The 21,514-nt window shown below is 61.4% G+C and carries 21 protein-coding genes; 7 read left to right on the forward strand and 14 right to left on the reverse strand.

Annotation, left to right across the window (positions count from 1 at the left end):
* The first annotated feature begins 66 nt into the window (after positions 1-66).
* The 4 genes from R3E82_09605 (at position 67) to R3E82_09620 (ending at position 4,000) form a co-directional block, all read left to right on the forward strand.
* Complete coding sequence (locus R3E82_09605) at positions 67-1,146, forward strand: SGNH/GDSL hydrolase family protein (protein MEZ5551131.1); 1,080 nt, start codon at positions 67-69, stop codon at positions 1,144-1,146.
* A gap of 107 nt (positions 1,147-1,253) precedes the next feature.
* The gene (locus tag R3E82_09610; protein ID MEZ5551132.1) at positions 1,254-2,621 is read left to right on the forward strand and encodes a MipA/OmpV family protein; all 1,368 of its coding nucleotides are present in this window, start codon (positions 1,254-1,256) and stop codon (positions 2,619-2,621) included.
* Positions 2,609-3,226: a hypothetical protein gene (locus tag R3E82_09615; GenBank protein MEZ5551133.1), complete on the forward strand. Its 618-nt coding sequence runs from the start codon at positions 2,609-2,611 to the stop codon at positions 3,224-3,226. The genes R3E82_09610 and R3E82_09615 overlap by 13 nt, the downstream gene beginning before the upstream one ends.
* A 24-nt stretch (positions 3,227-3,250) precedes the next feature.
* Positions 3,251-4,000, forward strand: coding sequence for a protein-L-isoaspartate(D-aspartate) O-methyltransferase (locus R3E82_09620; GenBank protein MEZ5551134.1), 750 nt, complete (start codon positions 3,251-3,253; stop codon positions 3,998-4,000).
* A 375-nt stretch (positions 4,001-4,375) separates the two neighbouring features.
* Here the strand turns inward: R3E82_09620 and R3E82_09625 are convergent, their stop codons facing one another.
* The 5 genes from R3E82_09625 to R3E82_09645 form a co-directional block, all read right to left on the reverse strand.
* Positions 4,376-4,579, reverse strand: a complete 204-nt coding sequence (locus tag R3E82_09625; GenBank protein MEZ5551135.1) for a CPXCG motif-containing cysteine-rich protein — start codon at positions 4,577-4,579, stop codon at positions 4,376-4,378.
* 31 nt (positions 4,580-4,610) lie between these two features.
* Positions 4,611-5,651, reverse strand: a complete 1,041-nt coding sequence (locus tag R3E82_09630; GenBank protein MEZ5551136.1) for a COX15/CtaA family protein — start codon at positions 5,649-5,651, stop codon at positions 4,611-4,613.
* Positions 5,648-6,538: a protease HtpX gene (gene htpX / locus R3E82_09635; protein ID MEZ5551137.1), complete on the reverse strand. Its 891-nt coding sequence runs from the start codon at positions 6,536-6,538 to the stop codon at positions 5,648-5,650. The genes R3E82_09630 and htpX overlap by 4 nt, the downstream gene beginning before the upstream one ends.
* 153 nt (positions 6,539-6,691) lie before the next feature.
* Positions 6,692-7,105 carry a cytochrome c gene (locus tag R3E82_09640; protein ID MEZ5551138.1) on the reverse strand — a complete coding sequence of 138 codons (414 nt, stop codon included), beginning with the start codon at positions 7,103-7,105 and terminating at the stop codon, positions 6,692-6,694.
* Positions 7,106-7,126: 21 nt separating this feature from the next.
* The gene (locus R3E82_09645) at positions 7,127-9,142 is read right to left on the reverse strand and encodes a PQQ-binding-like beta-propeller repeat protein (protein ID MEZ5551139.1); all 2,016 of its coding nucleotides are present in this window, start codon (positions 9,140-9,142) and stop codon (positions 7,127-7,129) included.
* A 143-nt stretch (positions 9,143-9,285) separates the two neighbouring features.
* Between R3E82_09645 and R3E82_09650 the strand changes: the two genes are divergently transcribed.
* Complete coding sequence (locus R3E82_09650; GenBank protein MEZ5551140.1) at positions 9,286-10,272, forward strand: hypothetical protein; 987 nt, start codon at positions 9,286-9,288, stop codon at positions 10,270-10,272.
* Between the two features lie 69 nt (positions 10,273-10,341).
* Here R3E82_09650 and R3E82_09655 read toward each other — a convergent pair whose 3' ends face one another.
* From R3E82_09655 to R3E82_09675, 5 genes are all read right to left on the reverse strand, one after another.
* On the reverse strand, positions 10,342-11,571 hold the full coding sequence (locus R3E82_09655) for a transporter substrate-binding domain-containing protein (protein ID MEZ5551141.1): 1,230 nt from the start codon (positions 11,569-11,571) through the stop codon (positions 10,342-10,344).
* A gap of 13 nt (positions 11,572-11,584) precedes the next feature.
* The gene (locus R3E82_09660; protein ID MEZ5551142.1) at positions 11,585-12,946 is read right to left on the reverse strand and encodes a serine hydrolase domain-containing protein; all 1,362 of its coding nucleotides are present in this window, start codon (positions 12,944-12,946) and stop codon (positions 11,585-11,587) included.
* Positions 12,947-13,081: 135 nt separating this feature from the next.
* Positions 13,082-14,476: a S41 family peptidase gene (locus tag R3E82_09665; GenBank protein MEZ5551143.1), complete on the reverse strand. Its 1,395-nt coding sequence runs from the start codon at positions 14,474-14,476 to the stop codon at positions 13,082-13,084.
* Positions 14,477-14,556: 80 nt separating this feature from the next.
* Positions 14,557-15,771: a CoA transferase gene (locus R3E82_09670; protein ID MEZ5551144.1), complete on the reverse strand. Its 1,215-nt coding sequence runs from the start codon at positions 15,769-15,771 to the stop codon at positions 14,557-14,559.
* Positions 15,772-15,788: 17 nt separating this feature from the next.
* Positions 15,789-16,205, reverse strand: coding sequence for a hypothetical protein (locus R3E82_09675; GenBank protein MEZ5551145.1), 417 nt, complete (start codon positions 16,203-16,205; stop codon positions 15,789-15,791).
* Positions 16,206-16,366: 161 nt separating this feature from the next.
* Here R3E82_09675 and R3E82_09680 point away from each other — a divergent pair, with 161 nt between their 5' ends.
* Entirely contained in the window at positions 16,367-16,930 is a 564-nt protein-coding gene (locus tag R3E82_09680) for a hypothetical protein (protein MEZ5551146.1), read from the forward strand.
* Positions 16,931-16,948: 18 nt separating this feature from the next.
* On the opposite strand, the gene R3E82_09685 is transcribed toward R3E82_09680, so the two are convergent.
* Together R3E82_09685 and R3E82_09690 are read right to left on the reverse strand one after the other, a co-directional pair.
* The gene (locus R3E82_09685) at positions 16,949-17,734 is read right to left on the reverse strand and encodes an enoyl-CoA hydratase-related protein (protein MEZ5551147.1); all 786 of its coding nucleotides are present in this window, start codon (positions 17,732-17,734) and stop codon (positions 16,949-16,951) included.
* A complete protein-coding gene (locus R3E82_09690) occupies positions 17,731-18,543 on the reverse strand; it encodes an enoyl-CoA hydratase-related protein (GenBank protein MEZ5551148.1) in 813 nt (270 codons plus the stop codon). Before R3E82_09690 ends, R3E82_09685 begins: the two co-directional genes overlap by 4 nt.
* A 288-nt stretch (positions 18,544-18,831) precedes the next feature.
* Between R3E82_09690 and R3E82_09695 the strand changes: the two genes are divergently transcribed.
* Positions 18,832-19,092, forward strand: a complete 261-nt coding sequence (locus R3E82_09695; GenBank protein MEZ5551149.1) for a hypothetical protein — start codon at positions 18,832-18,834, stop codon at positions 19,090-19,092.
* A gap of 168 nt (positions 19,093-19,260) precedes the next feature.
* Here R3E82_09695 and R3E82_09700 read toward each other — a convergent pair whose 3' ends face one another.
* Together R3E82_09700 and R3E82_09705 are read right to left on the reverse strand one after the other, a co-directional pair.
* Positions 19,261-20,064, reverse strand: a complete 804-nt coding sequence (locus R3E82_09700) for an enoyl-CoA hydratase-related protein (protein ID MEZ5551150.1) — start codon at positions 20,062-20,064, stop codon at positions 19,261-19,263.
* 136 nt (positions 20,065-20,200) lie between these two features.
* On the reverse strand, positions 20,201-21,508 hold the full coding sequence (locus R3E82_09705) for a methyltransferase domain-containing protein (protein ID MEZ5551151.1): 1,308 nt from the start codon (positions 21,506-21,508) through the stop codon (positions 20,201-20,203).
* Positions 21,509-21,514: the final 6 nt, after the last annotated feature.

Here is a 21,514-nt window from a genome sequence, read left to right on the forward strand (position 1 = left end):
CTCACCCGTACAGCCGACGATCCGAAATCGAGACATCCTGATGCCAGCTGGACGGGACGACGCGCTTTGAAAAATCTACTGCTGATGCTGCTGTCCGGGATTGCTGGTCTGCTGTGCATGGAGGGCGTGCTTCGATTGACCCTGGAACCCAGCCAGATCTACAGCAGCTTCGATACCCTGCCGGTACGTAATCAATGGCGTAACGAAGTGCAGTTCTGGGAGAAGTATCGGGATTCAGGAGACATCGACTTTGCCACCTTCGATCCCCTGCTCGGCTGGGATTTCCAGAATGATGGCAGGCGATTCGCCGGAGATTCCACGATCTCGGAGGTACCTGCTCCACACAAACTGAGAATCCTCTGTATAGGAGATTCCTTTGTGTGGGGAAATGAAGTCGAACCTGATGAAAATTTCCCCGCCCTGCTCGCGGCCCGTTTGCCGTCGGCTGAGGTGCTCAATATGGGCGTGCCCGGCTTCGGAATCGATCAGGCCTACCTCAAGTACCAGCATTTCGGTGCGCGTTACCAGCCGGATGTGGTCGTGTTCGGAATCTACACGTCGGACTACGAACGCAGCAGTATGAGCTTCTCCACCTTCGCCAAACCCAGATTCGCGGTGGAAGGCAGCAGTGTCACACTCACCAATCAGCCCGTACCGTCACCTGCCGATGAACTGCAACGCATCGGCGCGGCGCTCGAGGGGCGCTGGTGGTTGACCGAACTGGCAAAGAACGCACTCGCGAAACTCCGCGTCGGGGAAACCGACAGGCAAACTTATCTGCGTTCGATGGACCAGGTGGTCTCTTATCTGCTCAGCGCATTGCAGAATTCGCTGCACCCGGATCAGCGGCTGGTGATCCTGCATATACCCCGTGCCGAAGCTTTTCTGGCACCCGATCCGCTGGAGGCGGATATCGAGTCCCGCCTGCGGGCGATCTACGCCGCACTCGAACTGCCAGTGATCGATCTCGGTGAAGCTTTTCTGCGTGGCGCAACCCGTGAGGAGGTCGTGGCGACTCATTACGTGCACCGACCGAACGGTTCCATAGGACACCTGAGCCCGCTCGGTCACGCGCGGATCGCCGATCTGCTCGAGTCCTGGCTGCAGTCACCGGCAGCAATGGGTATCATGCGCGCGCCTGATTGAAGGCAACGGCCAGTGGCCGGTGCCGCAAGGATGACAAGGACGCTCCGTGAATAGCTGGAAGGACTGAAGTGCCTCTTTCGCAGAAAAATCGATTCAGCACAGGGTGTTTGTACCTGGCACTGCTCGCCGGTGGCATGGAGAGCGTCCAGGCACAACCGCCGATCACCCGCATTCCGTTCGAATCATCCGAGCCCGGCTCGGTTGCCGTCGGATTCGCCTGGCGCTGGGGTGACAGCCCCTACGTGGATGTCGATGACATCGGCAGTATCTACGGCAATAACTCGAGCGACCTCGTCCCCCTCTACCTTTACGAAGGCAAACGGCTGTTTGCCCACGGGACCGAAGCGGGTATCCATATGCTCCCGGATCGGCCTGTCCGAGTGGACCTGATCGCACGCTATCGACTCGACCGGCTCGAAGTCGAAGCCAGCGAATTCTACGCAGGCATGAGTGACCGGAAGCAGTCACTGGACGGTGGAGTGGCACTCACACTGGAGCAGCCCTGGGGTACAGTCGCCTTCACCGCCGTTTCCGATCTGCTGGCAAGACACAATGGTGAGGAACTCGACCTCACCTACCTGCTGCCGCTCGAATATGGTCGCTGGACCTTCACGCCAAGCGCAAGCCTGGTGTATCAGAGCCGCGATCTCACTGACTACTATTTCGGTGTCAGTGATTCCGAGGCCCGTGTCGATCGTCCCGCCTACAGACCGGACAGCGCCCTGTTCTGGCGCGCAGGACTCAACACGTCCTATCAGCTCAGCAGAAATCTGCAGTTGTTTGCCAACGTTTCCTATACGGCGCTCGACGAGACCGTGCAGGACAGTCCCCTCACCGATCGTGACAACCTCTTCGCCAGCTTCGTGGGCGGCAGTTACACCCTGGGCAATGCGTTGCCCAAACCCGGAGAGAAGGGTACCTGGAGCTATCGGATCAATGCCGGCTACACCGGAGAGGCCACCTTTGCAAAAACCCACACCGGCGATCTGCGCCGATACAAGGATCTGGATTCGAGCATGGCGGGCTTTACCATCGGCAAGCTGTTCAACGACGGCCGCCGCGCGGATCTCTGGGGCAGGATCTCTGTCAACCGTCATTTTCAGGACGGATATCAGAAAGACTTCTTCGAATACGTCGCCTATGTGATGGCAATGGGCAGTGGTTATGCACCCTGGTCAGACAGGGAACTGTTCCGCTATGGATTCGGATTCGGCATCTCCTATGCCGAGCGAATACCCTATGCAGAGCGCATCAAGCAGATCAGACATGGTGATGAAGTCAGTCACTGGCTGAACTATCTCGAAGCCCAGGTCGACTTTCCGCTGCAGAATCTCTTCGGCAAACGCGCGCCAAGGGACTGCTACATCGGTCTGTCGCTGGTGCATCGCTCCGGCATTTTCGGCGGGTCGGACATGCTCGGTAACACCGACGGTGGATCTGAGATCGTGACAGGACACATCGAATGCAAACGCTGATACACACAGCCACAGGCACCCGATCAACACAGTTGCTCGATCGCCTGCTGAGAGTGCTGCTGGTGGCGCTGATTACGCTCAGTATCCCGGCGTGCAGCCTCAAACCCATAGAGAGGTCCGATCTCTCCGCACAGCGGGTGGCCGGCGTGCGCGAAGCCCTCGCGGAGATGCGCAGAGACGAGCGTCTGGCCGCTTTCTTCGCTGAAGCCGAAGTCATCGCCCTGTATCCCTCCAGCGCACGGGCCGGATCCGCCTTCGGCGGTGCCTATGGTCGCGGTCTGGTGTTCGACAAAGCCGGTACGGTCATTGCGCATACCCGCATGTGGCAGCTCAGCGTGGGCGCCCAGCTCGGTGGCCAGGTCTACCGGCAGATACTCTTTTTCCGGACACAGGAAGCCTATACACGCTTCCTCAGTGTGCCCTCGGAGTTCGCCGGTCAGGCCAATCTGGCCCTGGCTACCCTCGGGATTGCCTCGACCCCTTCCTTCGACACGGAGATCGCGCTCTTCACCCAGCTCCGGGGCGGCCTGTTGCTGGAAGCCACGGTGGGGGCACATGCTTACGACTTTGCACCCATCGAAGATCGCAAGGGAGCCTCTGATTAAGCCTCCCCAGGAGGAACCATCAGCATGCGACACCGCTTCCTCATTGTGGCGACATTCTGCTGCCTGCTAGAGTCGACCCTGATCGCCAGCAATCTGCAGGCTGCAGGTGAACCGGACATGACTGCGCGCATAGATGCACTGATGACCGAAATCCGCCGCGATACCAGGGAAACTCGCCACTACACCGGTCGCGACACTCTCGATGAACGCGTCATGGACGCCATGCGCCGGGTACCCCGGCATCGGTTCGTGCCAGCGGATTCGGAACTCTACGCCTGGGAAAATAGACCACTCCCGATCGGCTACCGGCAGACCATTTCCCAGCCTTTCATCGTGGCACTGATGACAGACCTTCTGGAACTGCAGCCGCAACACAGGGTGCTGGAGATCGGTACCGGCTCCGGCTATCAGGCAGCCGTGTTGTCGCTGCTGGTGAGCGAGGTGTACAGCATCGAAATCGTGCCGGAGCTCGCCGCACAGGCCGGCGATCGACTCGCATCCCTCGGCTACGACAATGTCAGCGTGCGGGCAGGCGATGGCTGGCACGGCTGGGCGGAGGCCGCACCCTTCGATCGCATCATCGTCACCGCAGTAGGCGATGAGATTCCGCCGCGACTGCTCGAACAACTGAAAACCGGCGGCCGCATGGTGATGCCGATCGGTCCTCACCACGCCGGTCAGAATCTCACCCTGATCGACAAAACGGCCGCGGGCATCACCACGAAAGAGATTCTTCCCGTACAGTTCGTGCCGCTGACGCGACTTCCGGAATAGCGCTGCTGGCACGCGAGTGGCTGCGACTTTCAGATCCGAACTCGTGCAGCCGGTTGGATTGTTGGAAGCAGGGGGGAGGCAGGGGAATACTGAGACCTCGCGATTGGCTGACTGTGTGCGTGGTGCCCGAAACGAAAGACCACACCGCTTAAGCCGGACTTGGAAGAGCGTTACGGATGCGGGGGTGGGCCGGGGTATGGCGGACCGTGTAGCGACGCCGACGATGCCGAACAGCCCCGCTTCGGGGCTGGTCGGTTGAGGAGGGAATCGCGGAGCGACGGAGCGAGGTCCGCCATACCCCGGCCGACCCCCGCATGTGGAACACCACTCGCCCCAATTCCGTCCTAGCGAGTGCGGACTCCAGCCCGGCTACCGTCAGGCGTCATTCTCCCCCCGCACCTGCACCACCGCCTCACCTCCGGCATCTTCGAAGACGCTCACGACCATCGGCCGACAGCACACGTAGCAGTCTTCGATGTATTCCTGATCCAGCGCGCTGAGGTCGATCACGATCTCGAAGCGTTCGCCGCAGTACGGACAGTGGATGTCCTGTGCCCGGGTTTCCAGCCTCACAGCCAAACCCCTCGCCCGGGATCTGCCAGTGCGCGGATCAGACTCTCCGCAGCTGATGCGCCAGATTCAGAATCGCCGCAAACAGCAGGACCGCACCACCCTGGTGTGCGGCAGCCAGTGGTATCGGCACCACCAGCAGCAGCGTTGAGATTCCGAGTGTCAGCTGGACGACCACAGCGATCAGCAGCAGCCAGACAGCCGTGCGGACCTGGGTTAGCGGATGCCCGCGCAACAGCTTGACGGAGTATCCGATGAGCGCCAGACCCAGAGATACAGCCAGCACTCTGTGATTGAACTGCACCGTGGTGATGTTTTCGAACAGATTGCGCCAGCCGGGCTCGAGCAGCGCGATGCCATCCGGTATCCACTGACCGTTCATGAGCGGGAAGGTGTTGAAGGTGAAGCCCGCCTTGAGGCCGGCGACGAAACCACCGGATGCGATCGTCAGCAGTACGAAACCAGTCAGCCACAGCACGGTGCCGGTACCAGAGTGCCGTGAGTGCTGCTCAGCCGGGCCGCCCCGCAGCAGATCCAGCGCAACCCAGAACATGCCTGCAAAAATCAGAAAGGCCAGCAGCAGGTGTGCGGTGAGCCGGTACTGGCTGACATGGGGATCGTCGACCAGTCCGCTCTTGACCATATACCAGCCCATCAGCCCCTGCAGGCCACCCAGCACAAACAGTCCGGCCAGCTTGGGAATGAGCGGTCGATCGATCATCCCGCGCAGCAGAAAAATCACGAAGGGCACCGCGAAGATCACACCGATCAGCCTGCCCAGCACCCGGTGCCAGTACTCGAGCCAGAAGATAGACTGAAATCCCTGCAGGTCCATTCCCGCATTCTTGAGTCGATATTCGGGATACTCCCGATACTGGGCGAAGGCCTCTTCCCACTGGGCTTCCGAGAGCGGCGGCAGGACGCCGATGATCGGCTCCCACTCGACCATGGACAGGCCGGATCCCGTGAGACGCGTCACCCCGCCGAGGACCACCATCGCAAACACCGTGGTGCAACACAGCAGCAGCCACAGGGCGAGCAGACGACGCGAGTCGTGTGCCTGTGTTGTCAGCGTTGTCATCGGCCGCTGTTACGCAGTGCGGCGATGCGATCGTCCAGCGGTGGATGGGAGGCGAACAGCGCCTTCAGACCCTGACGCCGGCCGCTGGAGATTCCGAAGGCCAGAAGTGTTTCGGGCATGGCGCTGGGGATCTCCTGATGGCGCTTGAGCCGCTCCAGTGCGGCGATCATCTTCTGGCGTCCGGCCAGCCTGGCGCCCGCCTCGTCCGCACGGAACTCCCGATAGCGCGAGAACCACATGACAATCGCACTTGCGAGCAGTCCCAGCACGATCTCCGCGACGATGGTCGAAACCCAGTAGCCGATACCGAGTCCCCGTTCGTTTTTCAGCACCACACGGTCCACCACGAACCCGATCACCCGGGCGAGGAAGAGCACAAACGTGTTCACCACCCCCTGAATCAGGGTCATGGTAACCATGTCGCCGTTGGCCACGTGACCGATCTCATGGCCCAGCACAGCCTCGACTTCATCCGCATTCATCTGTTCCAGCAGCCCGACGCTCACCGCCACCAGCGCCTTGTTGCGGTTGGCACCGGTAGCGAAAGCATTGGGTTCCGGGGAGGGGAAGATCGCCACTTCCGGCATCGAGATACCCGCCTGCTGGGCCTGCCGGGCGACGGTCTGCACCAGCCAGCGCTCGCTCTCGGTGCGGGGTTGTTCGATCACCCTGGCTCCCGTAGACCACTTGGCCATCTTCTTCGAGAGCAGCAGCGAGACAAAGGAGCCGCCGAAGCCGAGCAGAGCGCAGAACACGAGCAGCGCGGGCAGGTTGAGATCCACACCGTTCTGGGTGAGGAAGCTGTCGAATCCGAGCAGGCGGAACGTCATGCTCGCCAGCAGGATCACTGCCAGGTTGGTGGCCAGGAAAAGCGCGACACGTTTCATCTCTGGAATTCCTCTGAACTTACTGCTCTCGGTACCGCGACAGGAAACGCCACCCGCGGCACCCGACCGCTGACTGTTCAGCCAGAGCGGCAGGCGGCGCACCGTCACTTTGCAGCAATGGGGTCGAATCCGCCGGTTTCAATTCTGCCTGCTTCAGGAATCCTCGATGAGGAGATTCGCCAGCGCGCCATGGGCATGGGAAAGCCGTTCCTCACCCGCCGGATACCTGCTGCGTGAAAAAATGTAGGCCAGAATGTCCACATATTCCTTCGGCAGCAGGCCGCCGGGATTCGACTCCGGCATGGATCCGCTCATCACATCGAAGAACACCCCGGCCCGCTGTCCGCTCCAGCGGTTGAGTACCGGCTTGAAGTAGTTCTTGTCGTGGCAGACCAGACAGTGCTGCTTGTAAAGCGCCTCACCGGCTTTTGCCTGGGCTTTGGTATAAACGCCATCCCGGGTAGAGCGTACCTCCCCCAGGGTGGCTGGCGTGGCCTCCTGCGCTGCTGCGACAGGCGCGAACAGCGCAGCCCACAGCAGCGCTGCGGAAATGGCATGTGCATTCATCGTCTCGTTACCCGTCGTCTGTCAGTCCGGCAGAGCCAGCACGGTCAGCCTGGCACCGGTCTGCAGCACCACATACTGTTTGCCGTTGTGCATATAGGTCATGTTGCCGTAGCGTGTTGGCTCTTCGACCTCCACCTTGCCCACCTGTTCCCCGCTGGCCTTGTCGACCGCAAACAGGGCCGGTGTACCGTCGCTGGACAGTGATGAATACAGCACCAGGGTTTTGGTCACTACCACAGGTGCAGGCATCATCACCCCGGTATTGGGGATGTCCATGCCCTGCAGGTCCGGATGTTCGAGCACGATTTCCGGGGTCTCACCGGTGGGGATCATCCACAGATGTTCGCCGGTGTTCATGTCGATCGCGGTCAGCCGTGAATACGGTGGTTTGAAAATCGACAGTCCGTCCGGCCCCTGAATGCCGGTGGCACGCAGCACCGCGTAGTCGGCAATGGTCTCACCGGTGGGTAGTGCAATGGTGGCATCCCGTTCCACACCCGGGGCTATGATCCGCGAGCTGCAATGGGTGCGGGACGGCACATAGAGAATGCCCGTTTCCGGATCCGCGGCCACGGGCGCATCAATGTTCACCCCACCGATGTCACCCGGACACCAGAGTGCGGCCGTTTTGCCCTTATCGTTGTCGCGGTGCAGCGGCGGATTGAACAGCGGGCCGATTTCAAATTCGGCAAGCGCATCCAGCGCGCGCTGACGCAACTCCGGCGTGAAATCGATGAGATCGTCTTCCGTGAGACCCTGGATATCGAAGGGTGCGGGCCGGGTCGGGAAGGGCTGAGTCTTGGCGAGCTTCTCACCCGGGATTTTCGAAACCGGCACCGGACGTTCTTCGATCGGCCAGATCGGCTCTCCGGTTACCCGGTTGAAGGTGTAGACAAAGGACTGCTTGGTGGCCTGGGCCACGATCGGCACGGTCTTGCCTTTGATCTTCACATCGAGCAGTACCGGGGCGGTCGGTGTGTCGTAGTTCCAGATGTCGTGATGCACGAGCTGGTAGTGCCAGACCCGCTTCCCGGTCTTCACATCCAGCGCGATGAGACTGGTGCTGAACAGATTATCCCCGGGCCGAAAGCCGCCGTAGAAATCGAGGGTCGCGCCGTTGGTGGGGATGTAGACAATGCCCCGTTGCGCGTCCGCCGAAAGCGGCGCCCAGGAAGAAATGTCACCAGTCCACTTCCAGGCATCGTTCTCCCAGGTTTCATGTCCAAACTCACCAGGCCCGGGCAATACGTTGAATTTCCACAGAAATTTCCCGGTACGCGCATCATAAGCGAGGATGTCGCCGGGGATATTCTCGATCCGGGACTGGTTGTAGCCCTGTTCGGCGGAGTTACCCACAATGATCACATCACCCACCACGATCGGCGGTGACGAGGAGGTGATATAGCCCTTCTTCAGATCGACGCCACGGTAGGGGTCATAGGGATGACCGAGATCGGCGAGCATGTCCACCACACCGGTATCCGGGAATCCGTCGACAGGGACTTTCTTACCGAACCCTTCCAGGGGCCTTCCGGTCTTGGCATCCAGTGCAGTGAGGAAGAAGGCGGGTGAGACGATATAGATCACCCCGCGGCCGTCGATCTTCCCGTAGGCCACGCCCTTGCCGTAGTCCTGCCGCATGGAATACTCCCAGCGGTAGGTGTTGGGTTCCCGATAGGACCACAGCAGTTCACCGCTGGCAGGATCCAGTGCGACCACGTGTCGACGGGGGCCAGCCACGGTGTACAGCACGCCATCGATATAGGAAGGTGTGGAGCGGCCGCTCTGGGCATTGAAGCTGGCACCATCCCAGACCCAGGCTTCTTCGAGTTCCTCAAAGTTTTCAGCGTTGATCTGATCTGCGGGGGAATAACGGGTGTGCGCAAGGTCACTGCCGAGCGTGACCCACTCGATACTCCTGCCGCTCACCGGCTGCGCCAGCTTTTTCGCAGCCCCGGCCGCATGCACGACACTGAACACAGCACAACTCAACAGCACGGCCAGTGGCCACATCAACAGACGCTGGAAATATCTCACGATCTTGTTCTCACCCGAGGTTCACGAAGCCGCCTATTCTAATGCAAGCCTGACCAGTATGCTTCCGGGGTCTGGGCGCTCGGATGCGCGGACCCTGCTCATGATCCATGAGCCACAAGAATCTGATTCTGAGGGAGAGAAACATGTCGTCAGCCGATCCAACACCCGGCGAAGCCCAAGCCCGGCGACCGGCGCCCCTGTGGCAGCGCGCCCTGCCCTGGCTGATCACCATTGTCTGCTTCGCCTATCTCTACAACCGGATCAGCGGCCAGACGCCCGAGGGCGAGACGGTGATCTCCTACCTCGCCAACATCTTCGCCTCGGTCAACTGGCTCGCCTGGCTCGGCATCATGATTCCGTATTCCGTGCTGTATCTGTTCATCGACACCGCAGTGCTGTGGCGGGTGATCGGCTGGTTCAACGCCAGAATTCCGTATCGCCAGCTGCTGCCGGTACGGGCGAGCACCTACATCATCTCGATTCTCAACGAACAGGTCGGCAAGGGGGCCATGGCCGTCTACCTGAACCGGCGTGAGGGCGTGCCCGGCTGGGAGGTGGGATCGAGCATGCTCTTCATCATGTTCTGCGAATTCTTTTATCTGCTGTCCTGGGCCCTGATCGGCGTGGCCATCTCCTGGGCGATCATTCCGGAAATTTTCCACGTGATTCCGTACATCGCACTCGGGGCTGCTGTTTTCTGGCTGACCTTCGTGTGGTTTTTCCGATCGGATCGTTTTGCCCAGGTAGGTCTGCGCCAGCGGCCACTGCTGAAAGCGTTCCGGGAAGCGCGCCATTCGAACTATCTGATCATCATGTTGATCCGCTCTCCCGCCCTGCTCGCCGCGGTGTGGGTCTATTCCAGCGCAGCGAGTCTGTTCGGCGTGGATATTCCCCTGCAGGACATGATCGGCTTTCTACCGGTGATCTTTTTCGGCACGCTGATTCCCGGACCTTTCCGGGCTTTTGCGGTCACGATGTGGCCGACCCTGTTTCCCGAGCACGTCGCCGAGATGGCCGTGTTCGGCTTTGTGCAGCACAACTTTTTCCTGCTCTTCAACGCCGCGATCGGCCTGCTGTTTCTCCGGCAGGCCAATCGAGAGCTGTTCGGCGGTCAGGAAGCGACTACCTGAAGCCGTAAATGACTGCATGGGCAAAGGAGTCGATCCAGTCGATACCCATGGGCAGCGTCGCCGGCGCTTTCATGGCATGTGCCGGTCGAACGCCGCGGCAACCGTGCCGTCCTGCAGGCGCATCTGCAGCCAGGTGTCCACGAAAGTTTTCAGCTCAATGTCCTTCGGCAGGAAATAGCCCTTCTCCTGATGTGTGAGGGTGCCTGTCAGCGCCGGGCAGAGTTCCGGATTCAGGTGTGAACGCAACTCTACCTCGATCCGATCGGTGATCATGACGTCCGCCTCACCCCGGGCGATCCCGTCAAAAATGGTCCGATTGTCATCATGCAGGCGGACGTCCGCATGCCTTATGTGTTCATCCACGTAGGCCTGATTGGTACCACCCGGGTTCACGATCACCCGGACACCCTGCTGATCGATCTTCTCAAGGGAATCAAAGCGCTCGACATCTGCGCAACGGACGATGGGCGATTTGCCGTCTGTGAAGTAGGCAATGGAAAGGTATCCTACCTTTGCGCGGTCCAGGGTCCGGGAAACACCGCTCATGGCAATGTCGAAGGCACCGGATTGCAGGTCGCCGCTCAGGGTCGGCCAGCTGGTCGGTACAATTCGCATCCGCACTCCCAGAGCGGCAGCGAGATCGGCGGCCAGGTCCATATCGATGCCCCGGTAGTCGACGCCTGTCGCTTCCTTCAGTGAGAACGGCGCGTAGTCGCCCGTTGTGCCCACCCGTAGTTCGCCGGTTTCGAGAACCTGCTCGAGACGGCTGGCAAAACGTCGCAGGGAGGCGAGGGCCTCAAACAGGCTGGCACGATCCCTTTCGCTCAGACCTTCGCTGCGAACCTGAGCGTCAAACAGCTCCCGGGAATGGGTGATGCCCGGCTGCGCGGCCGCAACCATGATCTGTTCTCCCAGACGCAGCAGTTCAGGACGGATGATGGTCGCGAGGTCGTCCGCCGGCCGCGGCCGCTCACCCGACTGCCAGCGCGCGAACCAGTAGGATTGAATCGATTTGGCGGCCGCGATCTGCGCTTCGAACAGTGCAGCGCTGGTCGCCGGCACGAATCCCTGGCGAAGGCCGTCGGCAACGCCGGCGTGGACCACCCGGGCCTCCCTGGCGGGATCTTCGATGGGATCTCCGGCCTGCCACTTGTGTGATGCCACCGCTTCCATCAGCGCCAGGCGCGCATCGACCAGCTGGTACAGACGATCCGCAGTACTCGACAGTTCGGCCTGGACACCGACCGCCCAGACGAACAGCCCTGCTGCCAGCACCTGCCGACAGATTACCGCGCTCACGAGTGTCGCTCCCTCAGTCGACTATCGCCTGGTAAGTGAGCACCTTGAACTCCGCCCCGAGGCGGGTCCGGTGGGGCAGGCTCTGCACCATGAATACGGCGGTCAGCTTTTCCTCGGGATCAATCCAGAAGCTGGTGCCGGCTGCACCACCCCAGTTGTATTCCCCTTCAGAACCCAGCTCCCCGATCTCACCCTGATTCAGGGCGACCGCATAGCCGAGACCGAAGCCAACGCCGGAGCGACCGAAGCCCATCGCGATCGGTCCGAGGTGATCCTTCGTCATGAGCTCTACCGTTTTCGGCGAAAGTAATCGCACACCGTCCAGCTCGCCGCCGTTGAGCATCATCTGATTGAAGCGAAGATAGTCGTCAGCTGTAGAAACCAGACCACCACCACCGCCTTCGAAGGTGGCTCCTTCCATGAAGCCTTCACTGGCACGGGGATCCGCCACCACCAGTTCGGTAGACGTGCTCGGCTTGAGCCAGGCGTCGGTGCCTGAGGCCGTGCCTGCCGGACTGTACAGCTGAGCCAGGCGACCAAGCTTTTCCGCGGGAACCACAAAACTGGTATCGGTCATGCCGAGCGGGGTAAACAGGCGCTGCTGGAGAAACTCACCGAAACGCATTCCGGAGATCACTTCGACCAGCCTGCCCTGCACATCGACGGCAACGCTGTAGTGCCAGCGGGTACCCGGCTCGTACTGCAGGGGAATTGCGCCAAGTTTCTCGACAAAGTCCTGGAGATTGGGGTTACTGAGAATGCCGGCGTCGCGGTACTGCCTGTCCACTTCCGTGTTGCCAAAAACACCATAGGTGAAGCCAGCGGTGTGGGTGAGCAGATCACGAATGGTGGGCTGGCGGCGGGGTTTGCGCACCAGCCCCACCTTGGTGGCGTCTCCCTCGCCGATAGTCTTACTCTGGGTACCGTTCGACGTCATGCGGATATCGCCGTCCGCCGTGGAAACGGCGACCTGCAGATTTGCCAGCTCCGGGATGTATTTGGCAACCGGATCGTTGAGGAAGAAGCGACCTTCTTCATAGAGCATCATCAGTGCCACTGCGGTGATCGGTTTTGACATGGAATAGATGCGGAAAATGGTGTCCCGCGTCATGGGCAGTCCAGCCTCCCGATCTCTGTCTCCCCAGGACTGCACGTAGGCAATCCTGCCGTTGCGGGCGATCATCGCCAGTCCGCCGACCATCGTGCCGTCTGCCACAGCATCAGCCATATGCGCAGACAGCCGCTCCAGCCGCTCGCTGGACAGACCCACCCGTTCAGGCTTCGTTTCCGGCAGCGGACGCGCAGCAGCAGCGAAGGTGACAGTTACCAGCACGAGACCGAGGAACCCGGTCACCAGTTTGGGTGACTCACGCATGGCCAATCCTCCAGAGGGAAACGCGACAGGCTAGCCGATCGGTCGGATCGGCACAAATTCCGGGGTCAATCCCCGCAGGATAAAGCCGGTCCGGACCGCCGCCACCTTCAGTCGCTGCCAGGCACCGCGCGTCAGTCAGTAACTGCGCAGCAGTCGTTCTGCCAGGGTTGCCCCCTGTTCCGGGGGTGGCGTCCTCGAAATTGCACCTCCGCTGCGACTCGCCGAAGTCGAGACAGCCGCGGTCGTACACAGACTGCCGTTGCTGGCGATGTAGTCCAGCGCCGCGGCAAGACGACCTTCCGCCGGATCTCCGAGCGGGTGATTCCAGTCGTCGGGTGCTGCGCAATCCGCCGGGATGCCCGCGAAGTAATCGCTGTCACCGGCGGAATTCACCGTGCGGAAGGTCACCAGGAACAGCACCATGGAATCGTTGCAGTAGCGCAGCCCCCACTGCCCGACCGGTTTACCGAAAGTGCGTGCACCCACGCTGACCGTGGGCACATAGGGCAGGACGCCACTCAGGGTCAGCTCGCTGGCAGAAGCCGTTCCGGAATCGGTCAGATAAAAAATGTTTTCCAGACCAGCAAAACCTTCGGCTTCCAGCGGGAAGAACCGGGGCTCGTCATAGCTGGCCGCCAGGGACGGGTTGTGCTGGTATTCGTAGTAAAGCTGCCCCGCCCGCGCCGGCCCGACCAGCAGACCGCCAAGCACTTCGGCGGTACTCACCAGGCCGCCGCCGTTGTAACGCACATCGATCACCAGATCCTGAACGCCAGCACCGACAAGCTCGCGAACGGCCGCGCGCAGTGCCGGATCAGAATCTTCGATGAAGGTGCGGAAAAACAGATACCCCACCTGGCGCCCGCCGACGTCGAATACCCGGACCCGATCCGCGGGAACCGGATCCAGAGCGACTGTCCGCTTCGTCAGCGTGACAACCGATTCGCCACCCCCCAGAGCGCGGATGCGGAACTGTCGCGACAGCCCCACCGTGGCGGGTCCGAAATTCGCCGGGTCGTTCGGATTCAGAGCGCTGGTTGCAGTGCCGTCCACCGCGAGAATGGTGTCACCGCGCCGCCACTGGGCATCGGCGGCGGGGCTTGCAGAGTACACGTCGAGCAGGCGCCAGGCGCCCGTTGCGTCCACACCCATACTGAAACCGAAGCCGACAAATTCACCCGCGCTGTAGAACTGTTCGACTTCTTCCCGGGTGGCGTAGCCAGTGAAGCCGCGGTCGAACAGACCGGACTGGTAGCGCAGTGCATCGAGCAGCGCATCCACGTCCGGATAGGATCCGAGACTGGTTTCGATGCTGTCATATTTCGCGCGCTGCCCGGGATAATTGATGTCGTCATTGAAAAGGTAGTACTCGCGGAACAGGGACAGCACTTCGCTCTTGGCTGCCGTCATCGTGCACTGGGAGTGCGGGCTGGCAACAGCCGGCGGTGACGGCACCACCGCGACGCCCCGTAGAGCCGGACCGTTGCCACCACCACCGCCGCAGGCGGTCAGTGCCAGCAGGCTCAGCACAAGCAGCGCCTCCTGGACACGGTGATACCCGCAGCAAAATGTCGAAAATTTCTTATCCCCGCAGGCAGCAGACAGGTACTTCATATCACCCCCGATTCCCGCAATGCTCCGATCTGCAACTCGGTGTAACCGAGCTTGCGCAGAATCTCATCCGAATGCTCCCCGAGTTCCGGAGCACGTTTCGGTCCGACCCGGGCAACACCTTCCAGGTGCAGCGGGTGATTGACCACATAGGGCATCTTCATCTCGTGATCCACCGGCGGCACCACATAGTCATTCTGCAGCACCTGTGGGTCCACCATGAGCTCTTCGATCACGCCCATGCGGCTCGCGTTCACCCCCTCCCGGGCAAACAGGGTGAGCCATTCATCCGAGGTCCGATCCCGCAGCAGATCGGAAAACAGCTGCACCAGCAGACCGGCATGATCCGCGCGGCCTTCGGGCGTCGCGAAGCGATCGTCTTCGAGCAGTCCTGCCAGTCCCACAGCATGCAGGAGCTGCTCGAACTCTGCCGGTGTGCGGATCATTGTGAACTGCAGCCAGCGGTTGTCTGCGGTCTCGTAAAGCTGGCGGGCAAACATCGGTTGCGACTTCGTCTCGCGATAGCGTTCGAAGCTGCCACCGGCGAATCCAGCCTGGGCGATACAGGAGGCTGCCCAGAGTCCATTCGCCAGCAGCGATGTGTGCACCTCACAGCCTCGACCGGTGCGCTCGCGACGCAGCAGCGCGGTAACAATAGACGCATACAGGGAAACCGCACTGGGATGATCTCCCATGCCCGGTAGCGACTGGGCCGGTGGAACGTCACCCGTGCGAACCAGATCCATCAGGCCGGCGCGTGCCCAGTAAGCCACCAGATCGAAGCCTTCACGATCCCGATCCGGGCCTTCCTCACCGTATGCGGTGAGCGAAGCATAGATCAGCTTTTCGTTGAGCCCGCTCAGATCTTCATAGTTGAGCTTCAGGGTCCGGCGCATCGGCAGCGGCTGGTTGGTGATGTAGACATCACAATCCTGCACCAGCTGATGCAGGATCTTCATGCCCTCAGGCCGCTTCAGATTGAGAGTCAGGGAGCGTTTGTTGCGGGCATCCATCTGCCACATGTAATTGGCTTCCGCATCCGGCGTTGCCGCCAATCCCGACAGCATCCGGTAGGCGTCGCCGACACCCGGCATTTCAACCTTGATCACCTCGGCGCCGAAGTCCGCGAGGATGGTCGCCGCCACGGGTCCTGCAATCCAGGTGCCGACATCGAGCACTTTGAGGCCGGCAAACAGAAGATCCTCGTCCTGCATCAACTGATTACTCCTCTTCAGCCTGCGCCATGATCGCGGTCGAGCCAGTCGTCGTGATGGGTGAAGGCTTCTCTTTCCCAGAAACCCCATTCCCGGGTTGGTGAGCCGGTAAGCACAAGGGTCCAGGTCGGCACACGCAGGAGGGTGACCCGATGACGCAGACGGGAAGCCCGCCAGTGCAGACGCCAGGCGCGCACCTGCCTGCCTGCGCCGTGCTCCGGCGTAAACTCGAGATAACCGTGCAGCGGCAGAGAAAGGAACCACCAGGGATGGTCGTGCATGGCCCGATCGGCATCGCTGGCAAGAAACCGGTGTATTCGCAGGGATCCGCCAAACCAGACAACCCAGCGTTCGAGGTAGGCTTTACCCTCGTTGCGTATCAGGTCGTGACTGAAGCCGAAACGGTAAGGGCCGAGATAAAAAGTCATCGCCATGGCAGATCTCAAAGGAGATCGAAGTGTACCCGATCCGTCACCAGCCGGACGCGTCCGCCCCAGGCCGGGCGCACTGACGCCCCCGGGCCATTGGGCTAACATGGACTGCACATTTCATCACGGAATGCGTCCGCAATAACCGGATCAGGGAGACGATCACCATGGAAGCACCCACCTATCTGCCCCTGCTGAACGCCATCGCCGTGAATGAGGGCAAGAGCGAACAGCTGCTCGGCGCCTGGGCGGATACCACCTCTGATGAACGACTCAAGGCAGCCCTGCGCTTCGTAGCCATCCGCGAAGGCGAGCATGCCTGGGCATTCACCAAGCGCATGTGCGAGCTCGGGCATGCGGTAAATGAAGATACCGCCTATCAGTTCTTCAAGGACTTCAACGGACTGCTGGCCTGTGTCCGCTCCGGTGCCAGCGACGCCGAGAAAATCGCCCGGCTCCGCGAAAACGACAATGGCCGGAAGCGGGATGCACAGGGCAAGCAGCGGGATCCCTTTGCCGGATTCTTCAACGACACCACCATCGACCCCGCGACCGGTGCATTACTCGGCCGCTACATTGCAGAGGAGCGGGACAGCACCCGGCGCCTGGAAGCAGAATATGACCGTATCTGCGGCACCGGCGCTGGATCACGTCAGGAAATCGAGTCGCTCAAAGCCTGTATCGCCGAACTGCGCGCTGAGCTCGATGCCCTCAAGGACGGCCGCTGTTGACGCCCGTGACCACCGGGTTCAGTGACCGCTGAATTTCGGTGGGCGTTTCTCCAGAAACGCCCGGACACTCTCCTTCGAGTCTTCCGTCTGACGCAATGCCTGGATCTGCTTGATGGCCCAGGCACCCACATCCCGCCAGTCCGGGTCCAGGGTGCGACGCAATCCGGCTTTCAGCGCACGAACCGCCAGCGGTGGGTTTGCGGCTATTTTTGCCGCGAGCGCCATGGCCTGGGGCATCAGCTCTTCCCGGGAAGTAACCCGGGACACCAGGCCGATCTCCCGGGCCAGTTGCGCATCGATGACTTCTCCGGTGAACAGCAGCTCCGCCGCCCGCTCTCTGCCCACCAGTTGAGCCAGCCTGCCGAGTCCGGGTGCGTCACTGCACAGACCGCGCACCACGAACAGTTCGCCGAAGCGGGCAGCCTCGCTCGCCACCCGTATATCGGCCATCAGAGCAAGCTCCATACCCCAGCCAACAGCCGCGCCGTTGACCGCCGCAATCACGGGAATGTCGGTATGCAGCAGTGCGTCTGCCGCGGGAGTGAGCCCACTGGTTCGCCGACCCCGCTCCAGACTTTCCTCAGGCGGCTTACCACCACCGCCGAGGATCTGCTTCACATCATCGCCTGAACAGAAAGCGCGCCCCGCGCCGGTGATCACCAGAACCCTGGCCTCAGATTGACGCACCGCATCTTCCAGTTCCATGTAGAGGGTATAGGTGAGTGCGTTCATGGCTTCCGGACGGTTCAGGGTAATCACACCGATGTGGTCCGTGCAGTCGTAGGTGAGTTCCGTGAAGCTCATGTCCGCTGCCTCGCCGCCTTGAAATCTGCCGGCCGTTTCTCCAGGAAGGCGTCAATCGCTTCCCGGTGTTCCGGGGATCTGTAGCACACACCCAGCGCCTCCAGCTCCCGTTTCTGCACCGCCGCCAGATCCACTTCACTGGCATTCACCGTCAGCAGCTGCTTGATCATGCGCAGCGACGCCTGGGGGTTTTCGCCCATGCCGCGCGCGACCGACAGGGCTGTTTCGAGCAATGCATCCGGCGCCACCACCCTGTCCACCAGCCCCAGCTCCAGGGCCTCCTCGGCAATCAGGGTGCGACCGGAAAGCATGAGCTCACCGGCATGGCCGAAGCCCATCCTCATGGCAAGAAAGTGAGAACTCGCCAGTTCCGGCACCAGGCCCATCTTCACGAAGCGCACCGACAGCTTCGCGCCGCTGGCGGCAACCAGATAGTCCATGGGCAGAAGCTGGGTCAGACCCACACCAATCGCGGCACCATTGATGGCTGCAACCATGGGTTTGGATTCCCGCACCAGTCCAACCCAGTCCCGCGGACTGGTCCCCGCTGCGCGCTCGGATCCAGGACCCGAGCCCAGGCCATCCGCCTGGGCTTTGAAGACCGCCTCGATGTCGGCACCGGCACAGAATCCCCTGCCTGCACCGGTCACCACAATGGCCAGCACGTCCTCATCGGCGTTGGCCTGGATAACCGCCTCACTGAGTTCCGCCCCCATCTGGTAGGTCCAGGCATTGAGCCGTTCCGGGCGATTGAGCGTGATCAGCGCAACGCCGTCCCGGCGCTCCTCGAGAATTGTTTCGTAGGTCATAGCAGTTTCCCCGTATTCCTCACCGATGACGCTACCACAGCCTCGAGCCTACCTGGGAGTCCAGGAATCGACTTCTCGATTTCGAGACACAGCTTTCGAGACCCCGACGTTGAGAACTCGGTATTGATACCTCGATTTCGAGCCCTCGAATTCAGGATGCCCCCGCCGGGGGTATACTGGCCGGCCGCCGATCACTCAGGAAAAAACCGATGCTGCCAGGCGACGTCATGCTCCTCGAAACGCTGAAATCTTCCCGAACCTGAGTCGGATCCTGAAGGTCCCGTCCTGATGAATAGCGCAAACATCGTGCGTGTTCGAGTTGCAGCCGCCCACGACGGCAGCGCCGAACTGCAGGTGACCCTGCTTTATCCCAATGGTGGCAGGACCGAGGTAACGCTGGACGAACCCGCCGGGCGCGCCCTCATGACTGCGTGCGAGGCCCGAGAAGTGGATGACCTGATCGGCCAGAACTGGGAAAAGGTGAAAGATGCGCTCACCGCGTCTTTCAATCGATTCCAGACGGCACCCGGTCCGACGGATCCATCGTAGGCGCGGTCGACGGGCTGCTCACCTGCGATTGTGCGGACGGGAAAACTTCACCGGAGTGGCTGGCCCGGATACACGCTCAGCTGGTACAGCGCTGACGACCGGCCGGACAACGGCTCACAGCCGCAGCCCGGCTCATGCCGCGGCAGGACGGGATCGGTTGCAGAGTCGCTACTCCGGCCAGTCGGGAAACTGCTCGTTCACCGATCCGGACCAGTTGGGCTTCCGGCGCTCAAAGAACGCCACCGTGCCTTCCTTCGAATCAGGGTGTTGCGTGGTGTAGCGGAACAGCTTGCCCTCCCGCCTGCGCCACTCGGCGATATCCACACCGATGCCTTCCCAGATCAGCCGCTTGGCTATGGCCACGGGCACCGGGGCGGCATTGTCCGCAATGTCACGCGCCAGCTTGAGCGCCTCGGCAAGCACCTGATCCGCGGGAAACGCTCTTGTCGCAACACCATATTCGACGGCCTCGGTACCGAGAATGGTGCGACCGGACAGCAGCAGTTCGGATGCTTTGGCCAGACCCGCCAGGCGCGGCAGAATCACATGGGAGGCAAGTTCGGGTAACACCCCCCGGCGCACGAAGGCAAACGCAAGCTTGGCATTTTCCGCCACATAGCGGATATCGGCCTGGAGCGGCCAGGTCAGCCCTGCGCCTACTGCCGGGCCATTGATCGCCGCGATGACCGGCTTGCGTACCTCCATCGGCATCATGTGGCGGTACTCGCGCTCCACACCGCCCCAGCCACCGGCAAACTGATCGCCACCACCGAGATCGGCACCGGCGCAGAAACCGCGGCCCGCGCCAGTGATGACGACGGCCCGCACGCTGTCATCGGCATCGGCCTCGGCCATCGCGTCGCCCATTTCGGCACCCATCAGCGCTGTCATGGCATTGAGTTTTTCCGGCCGGTTCAACGTGACCAGCGCAACCCCGTCATCAACCCGATAGAGAATCTGTTCGTAATCCATTCTGTCCCCGTCGTTGATCATTCAATTCAACCAACGTTAACGTTACATGCAAACCCGAGCAAGAAACCCCTTCTTCCAGGCGCATGCGTTAGCCGCCATTGCTCCACCCAGGCACCATCGTCTTCCACAGGCACCCTCAGCGCGCAAAATAAGCAAGCGTCTCGATGTGCCCTGTCTGGGGAAACATGTCTACCAGCGCCAGGCGCTTCAGGCGATAGCCAGCCTGCGCAAGCCGGGCCGCATCCCGCGCGAGGGTGGCCGGCTGGCAGGACACATAGACGATGGGAGAAACGCGGCGCCTGGCCAGTTCGGCGATGAGCGTGTCGGCCCCCTGTCTGGGCGGGTCGAGTAACGCCGCAACCAGCGGCTGCTTCGGCAGCGGGCGGCTCATCTCGAACAGATCGCCGGTCAGAAAGCGTACGTTTTCCAGCCGGTTTGCCTGTGCATTCCTCGCGGCACGCTTCACCAGTGCCGCATCACCTTCGATGCCGAGTACGTCGAATCCCTGCCGGGCAAGGGGCAGGCTGAAATTACCCAGTCCGCTGAAAGCGTCCAGGAGCCGCTCCCGTGGCAGGGGATCAAGCCACTCGATGACCCGGTTGACGAGCAATCGATTTACCTGTGCATTGCCCTGCAGGAAGTCGCCCGGTTCGAATCCGATCCGCAGCGAAAATTCCGGCAGCAGATAGCCGGGTCCTTCCGGCTGTGCGGAATACAGATAGCGTATGTCCGCCTCCCCTTCCCGGATCGCCAGGGTGGCCGCCTCGCCTTGCGCAAAAGCTTTCAGATGCTCGCGATCACCAGATTCCAGTATTTCGACACAACGCAGATAAATCACCGCGCTCCGGCCATCCAGGCTGGACTCGGACAGCATGAGCTCTGCGTGTCCGATGGCGCCAGGTCTGAGCATGCCATCGATTGCCGTCTGCAGCGCTCCAGGCAGGCGGGCGAGTTCCGGTGCCAGGACCACACAGTCATCCACTGCGACGACCTGGTTGCTGCCTGCTGCGCGGAAGCCGACGCAACGGCCCGGTTGCCCGGATCCCGAAACCTGCACGGCCAGCCGGGCTCTGCGCCGGTAGCCGTAATCCTCTCCGGAGACGGATGTTTCCAACCGTTCCGGGACCAGGTGCGCGTGGCGCTGCAGCAGATCGAGCACCGTCTGCTGCTTGTGCATCCGCTGAGTTCCACCGGCGAGGTGCTGAAGATCACAGCCGCCGCAACGACCCACCAGCGGGCACTCTGGAACAACCCTCTGCGGAGAAGGTGTCAGCACCCGGATGAGCTGATACTCATCGAAGCGCTTGTGACGTACCGTGCAGCGTGCCTCGATTCGTTCACCAGGCAACGCACCGGCGACGAAAGCCACTTTCCCTGCCACCCGCGCGATGCCGCGCCCTTCGTGGCTGAGAGCATTGATGGTGAGCTGTTCCGCTGCACTCATGGCGAG

Source organism: Pseudomonadales bacterium (genome assembly GCA_041395945.1).
In the GTDB taxonomy this organism is placed as follows: domain Bacteria; phylum Pseudomonadota; class Gammaproteobacteria; order Pseudomonadales; family Azotimanducaceae; genus SZUA-309.

Excerpts from the sequence above, each read along its gene's own strand:
- R3E82_09615 (MEZ5551133.1), top strand. The coding sequence starts at position 2,609 with ATGCAAACGCTGATACACACAGCCACAGGCACCCGATCAACACAGTTG.
- R3E82_09620 (MEZ5551134.1), top strand. The coding sequence starts at position 3,251 with ATGCGACACCGCTTCCTCATTGTGGCGACATTCTGCTGCCTGCTAGAG.
- R3E82_09630 (MEZ5551136.1), bottom strand. The coding sequence starts at position 5,651 with ATGACAACGCTGACAACACAGGCACACGACTCGCGTCGTCTGCTCGCC.
- htpX (MEZ5551137.1), bottom strand. The coding sequence starts at position 6,538 with ATGAAACGTGTCGCGCTTTTCCTGGCCACCAACCTGGCAGTGATCCTG.
- R3E82_09640 (MEZ5551138.1), bottom strand. The coding sequence starts at position 7,105 with ATGAATGCACATGCCATTTCCGCAGCGCTGCTGTGGGCTGCGCTGTTC.
- R3E82_09650 (MEZ5551140.1), top strand. The coding sequence starts at position 9,286 with ATGTCGTCAGCCGATCCAACACCCGGCGAAGCCCAAGCCCGGCGACCG.
- R3E82_09660 (MEZ5551142.1), bottom strand. The coding sequence starts at position 12,946 with ATGCGTGAGTCACCCAAACTGGTGACCGGGTTCCTCGGTCTCGTGCTG.
- R3E82_09670 (MEZ5551144.1), bottom strand. The coding sequence starts at position 15,771 with ATGCAGGACGAGGATCTTCTGTTTGCCGGCCTCAAAGTGCTCGATGTC.
- R3E82_09675 (MEZ5551145.1), bottom strand. The coding sequence starts at position 16,205 with ATGGCGATGACTTTTTATCTCGGCCCTTACCGTTTCGGCTTCAGTCAC.
- R3E82_09680 (MEZ5551146.1), top strand. The coding sequence starts at position 16,367 with ATGGAAGCACCCACCTATCTGCCCCTGCTGAACGCCATCGCCGTGAAT.
- R3E82_09685 (MEZ5551147.1), bottom strand. The coding sequence starts at position 17,734 with ATGAGCTTCACGGAACTCACCTACGACTGCACGGACCACATCGGTGTG.
- R3E82_09690 (MEZ5551148.1), bottom strand. The coding sequence starts at position 18,543 with ATGACCTACGAAACAATTCTCGAGGAGCGCCGGGACGGCGTTGCGCTG.
- R3E82_09695 (MEZ5551149.1), top strand. The coding sequence starts at position 18,832 with ATGAATAGCGCAAACATCGTGCGTGTTCGAGTTGCAGCCGCCCACGAC.
- R3E82_09700 (MEZ5551150.1), bottom strand. The coding sequence starts at position 20,064 with ATGGATTACGAACAGATTCTCTATCGGGTTGATGACGGGGTTGCGCTG.
- R3E82_09705 (MEZ5551151.1), bottom strand. The coding sequence starts at position 21,508 with ATGAGTGCAGCGGAACAGCTCACCATCAATGCTCTCAGCCACGAAGGG.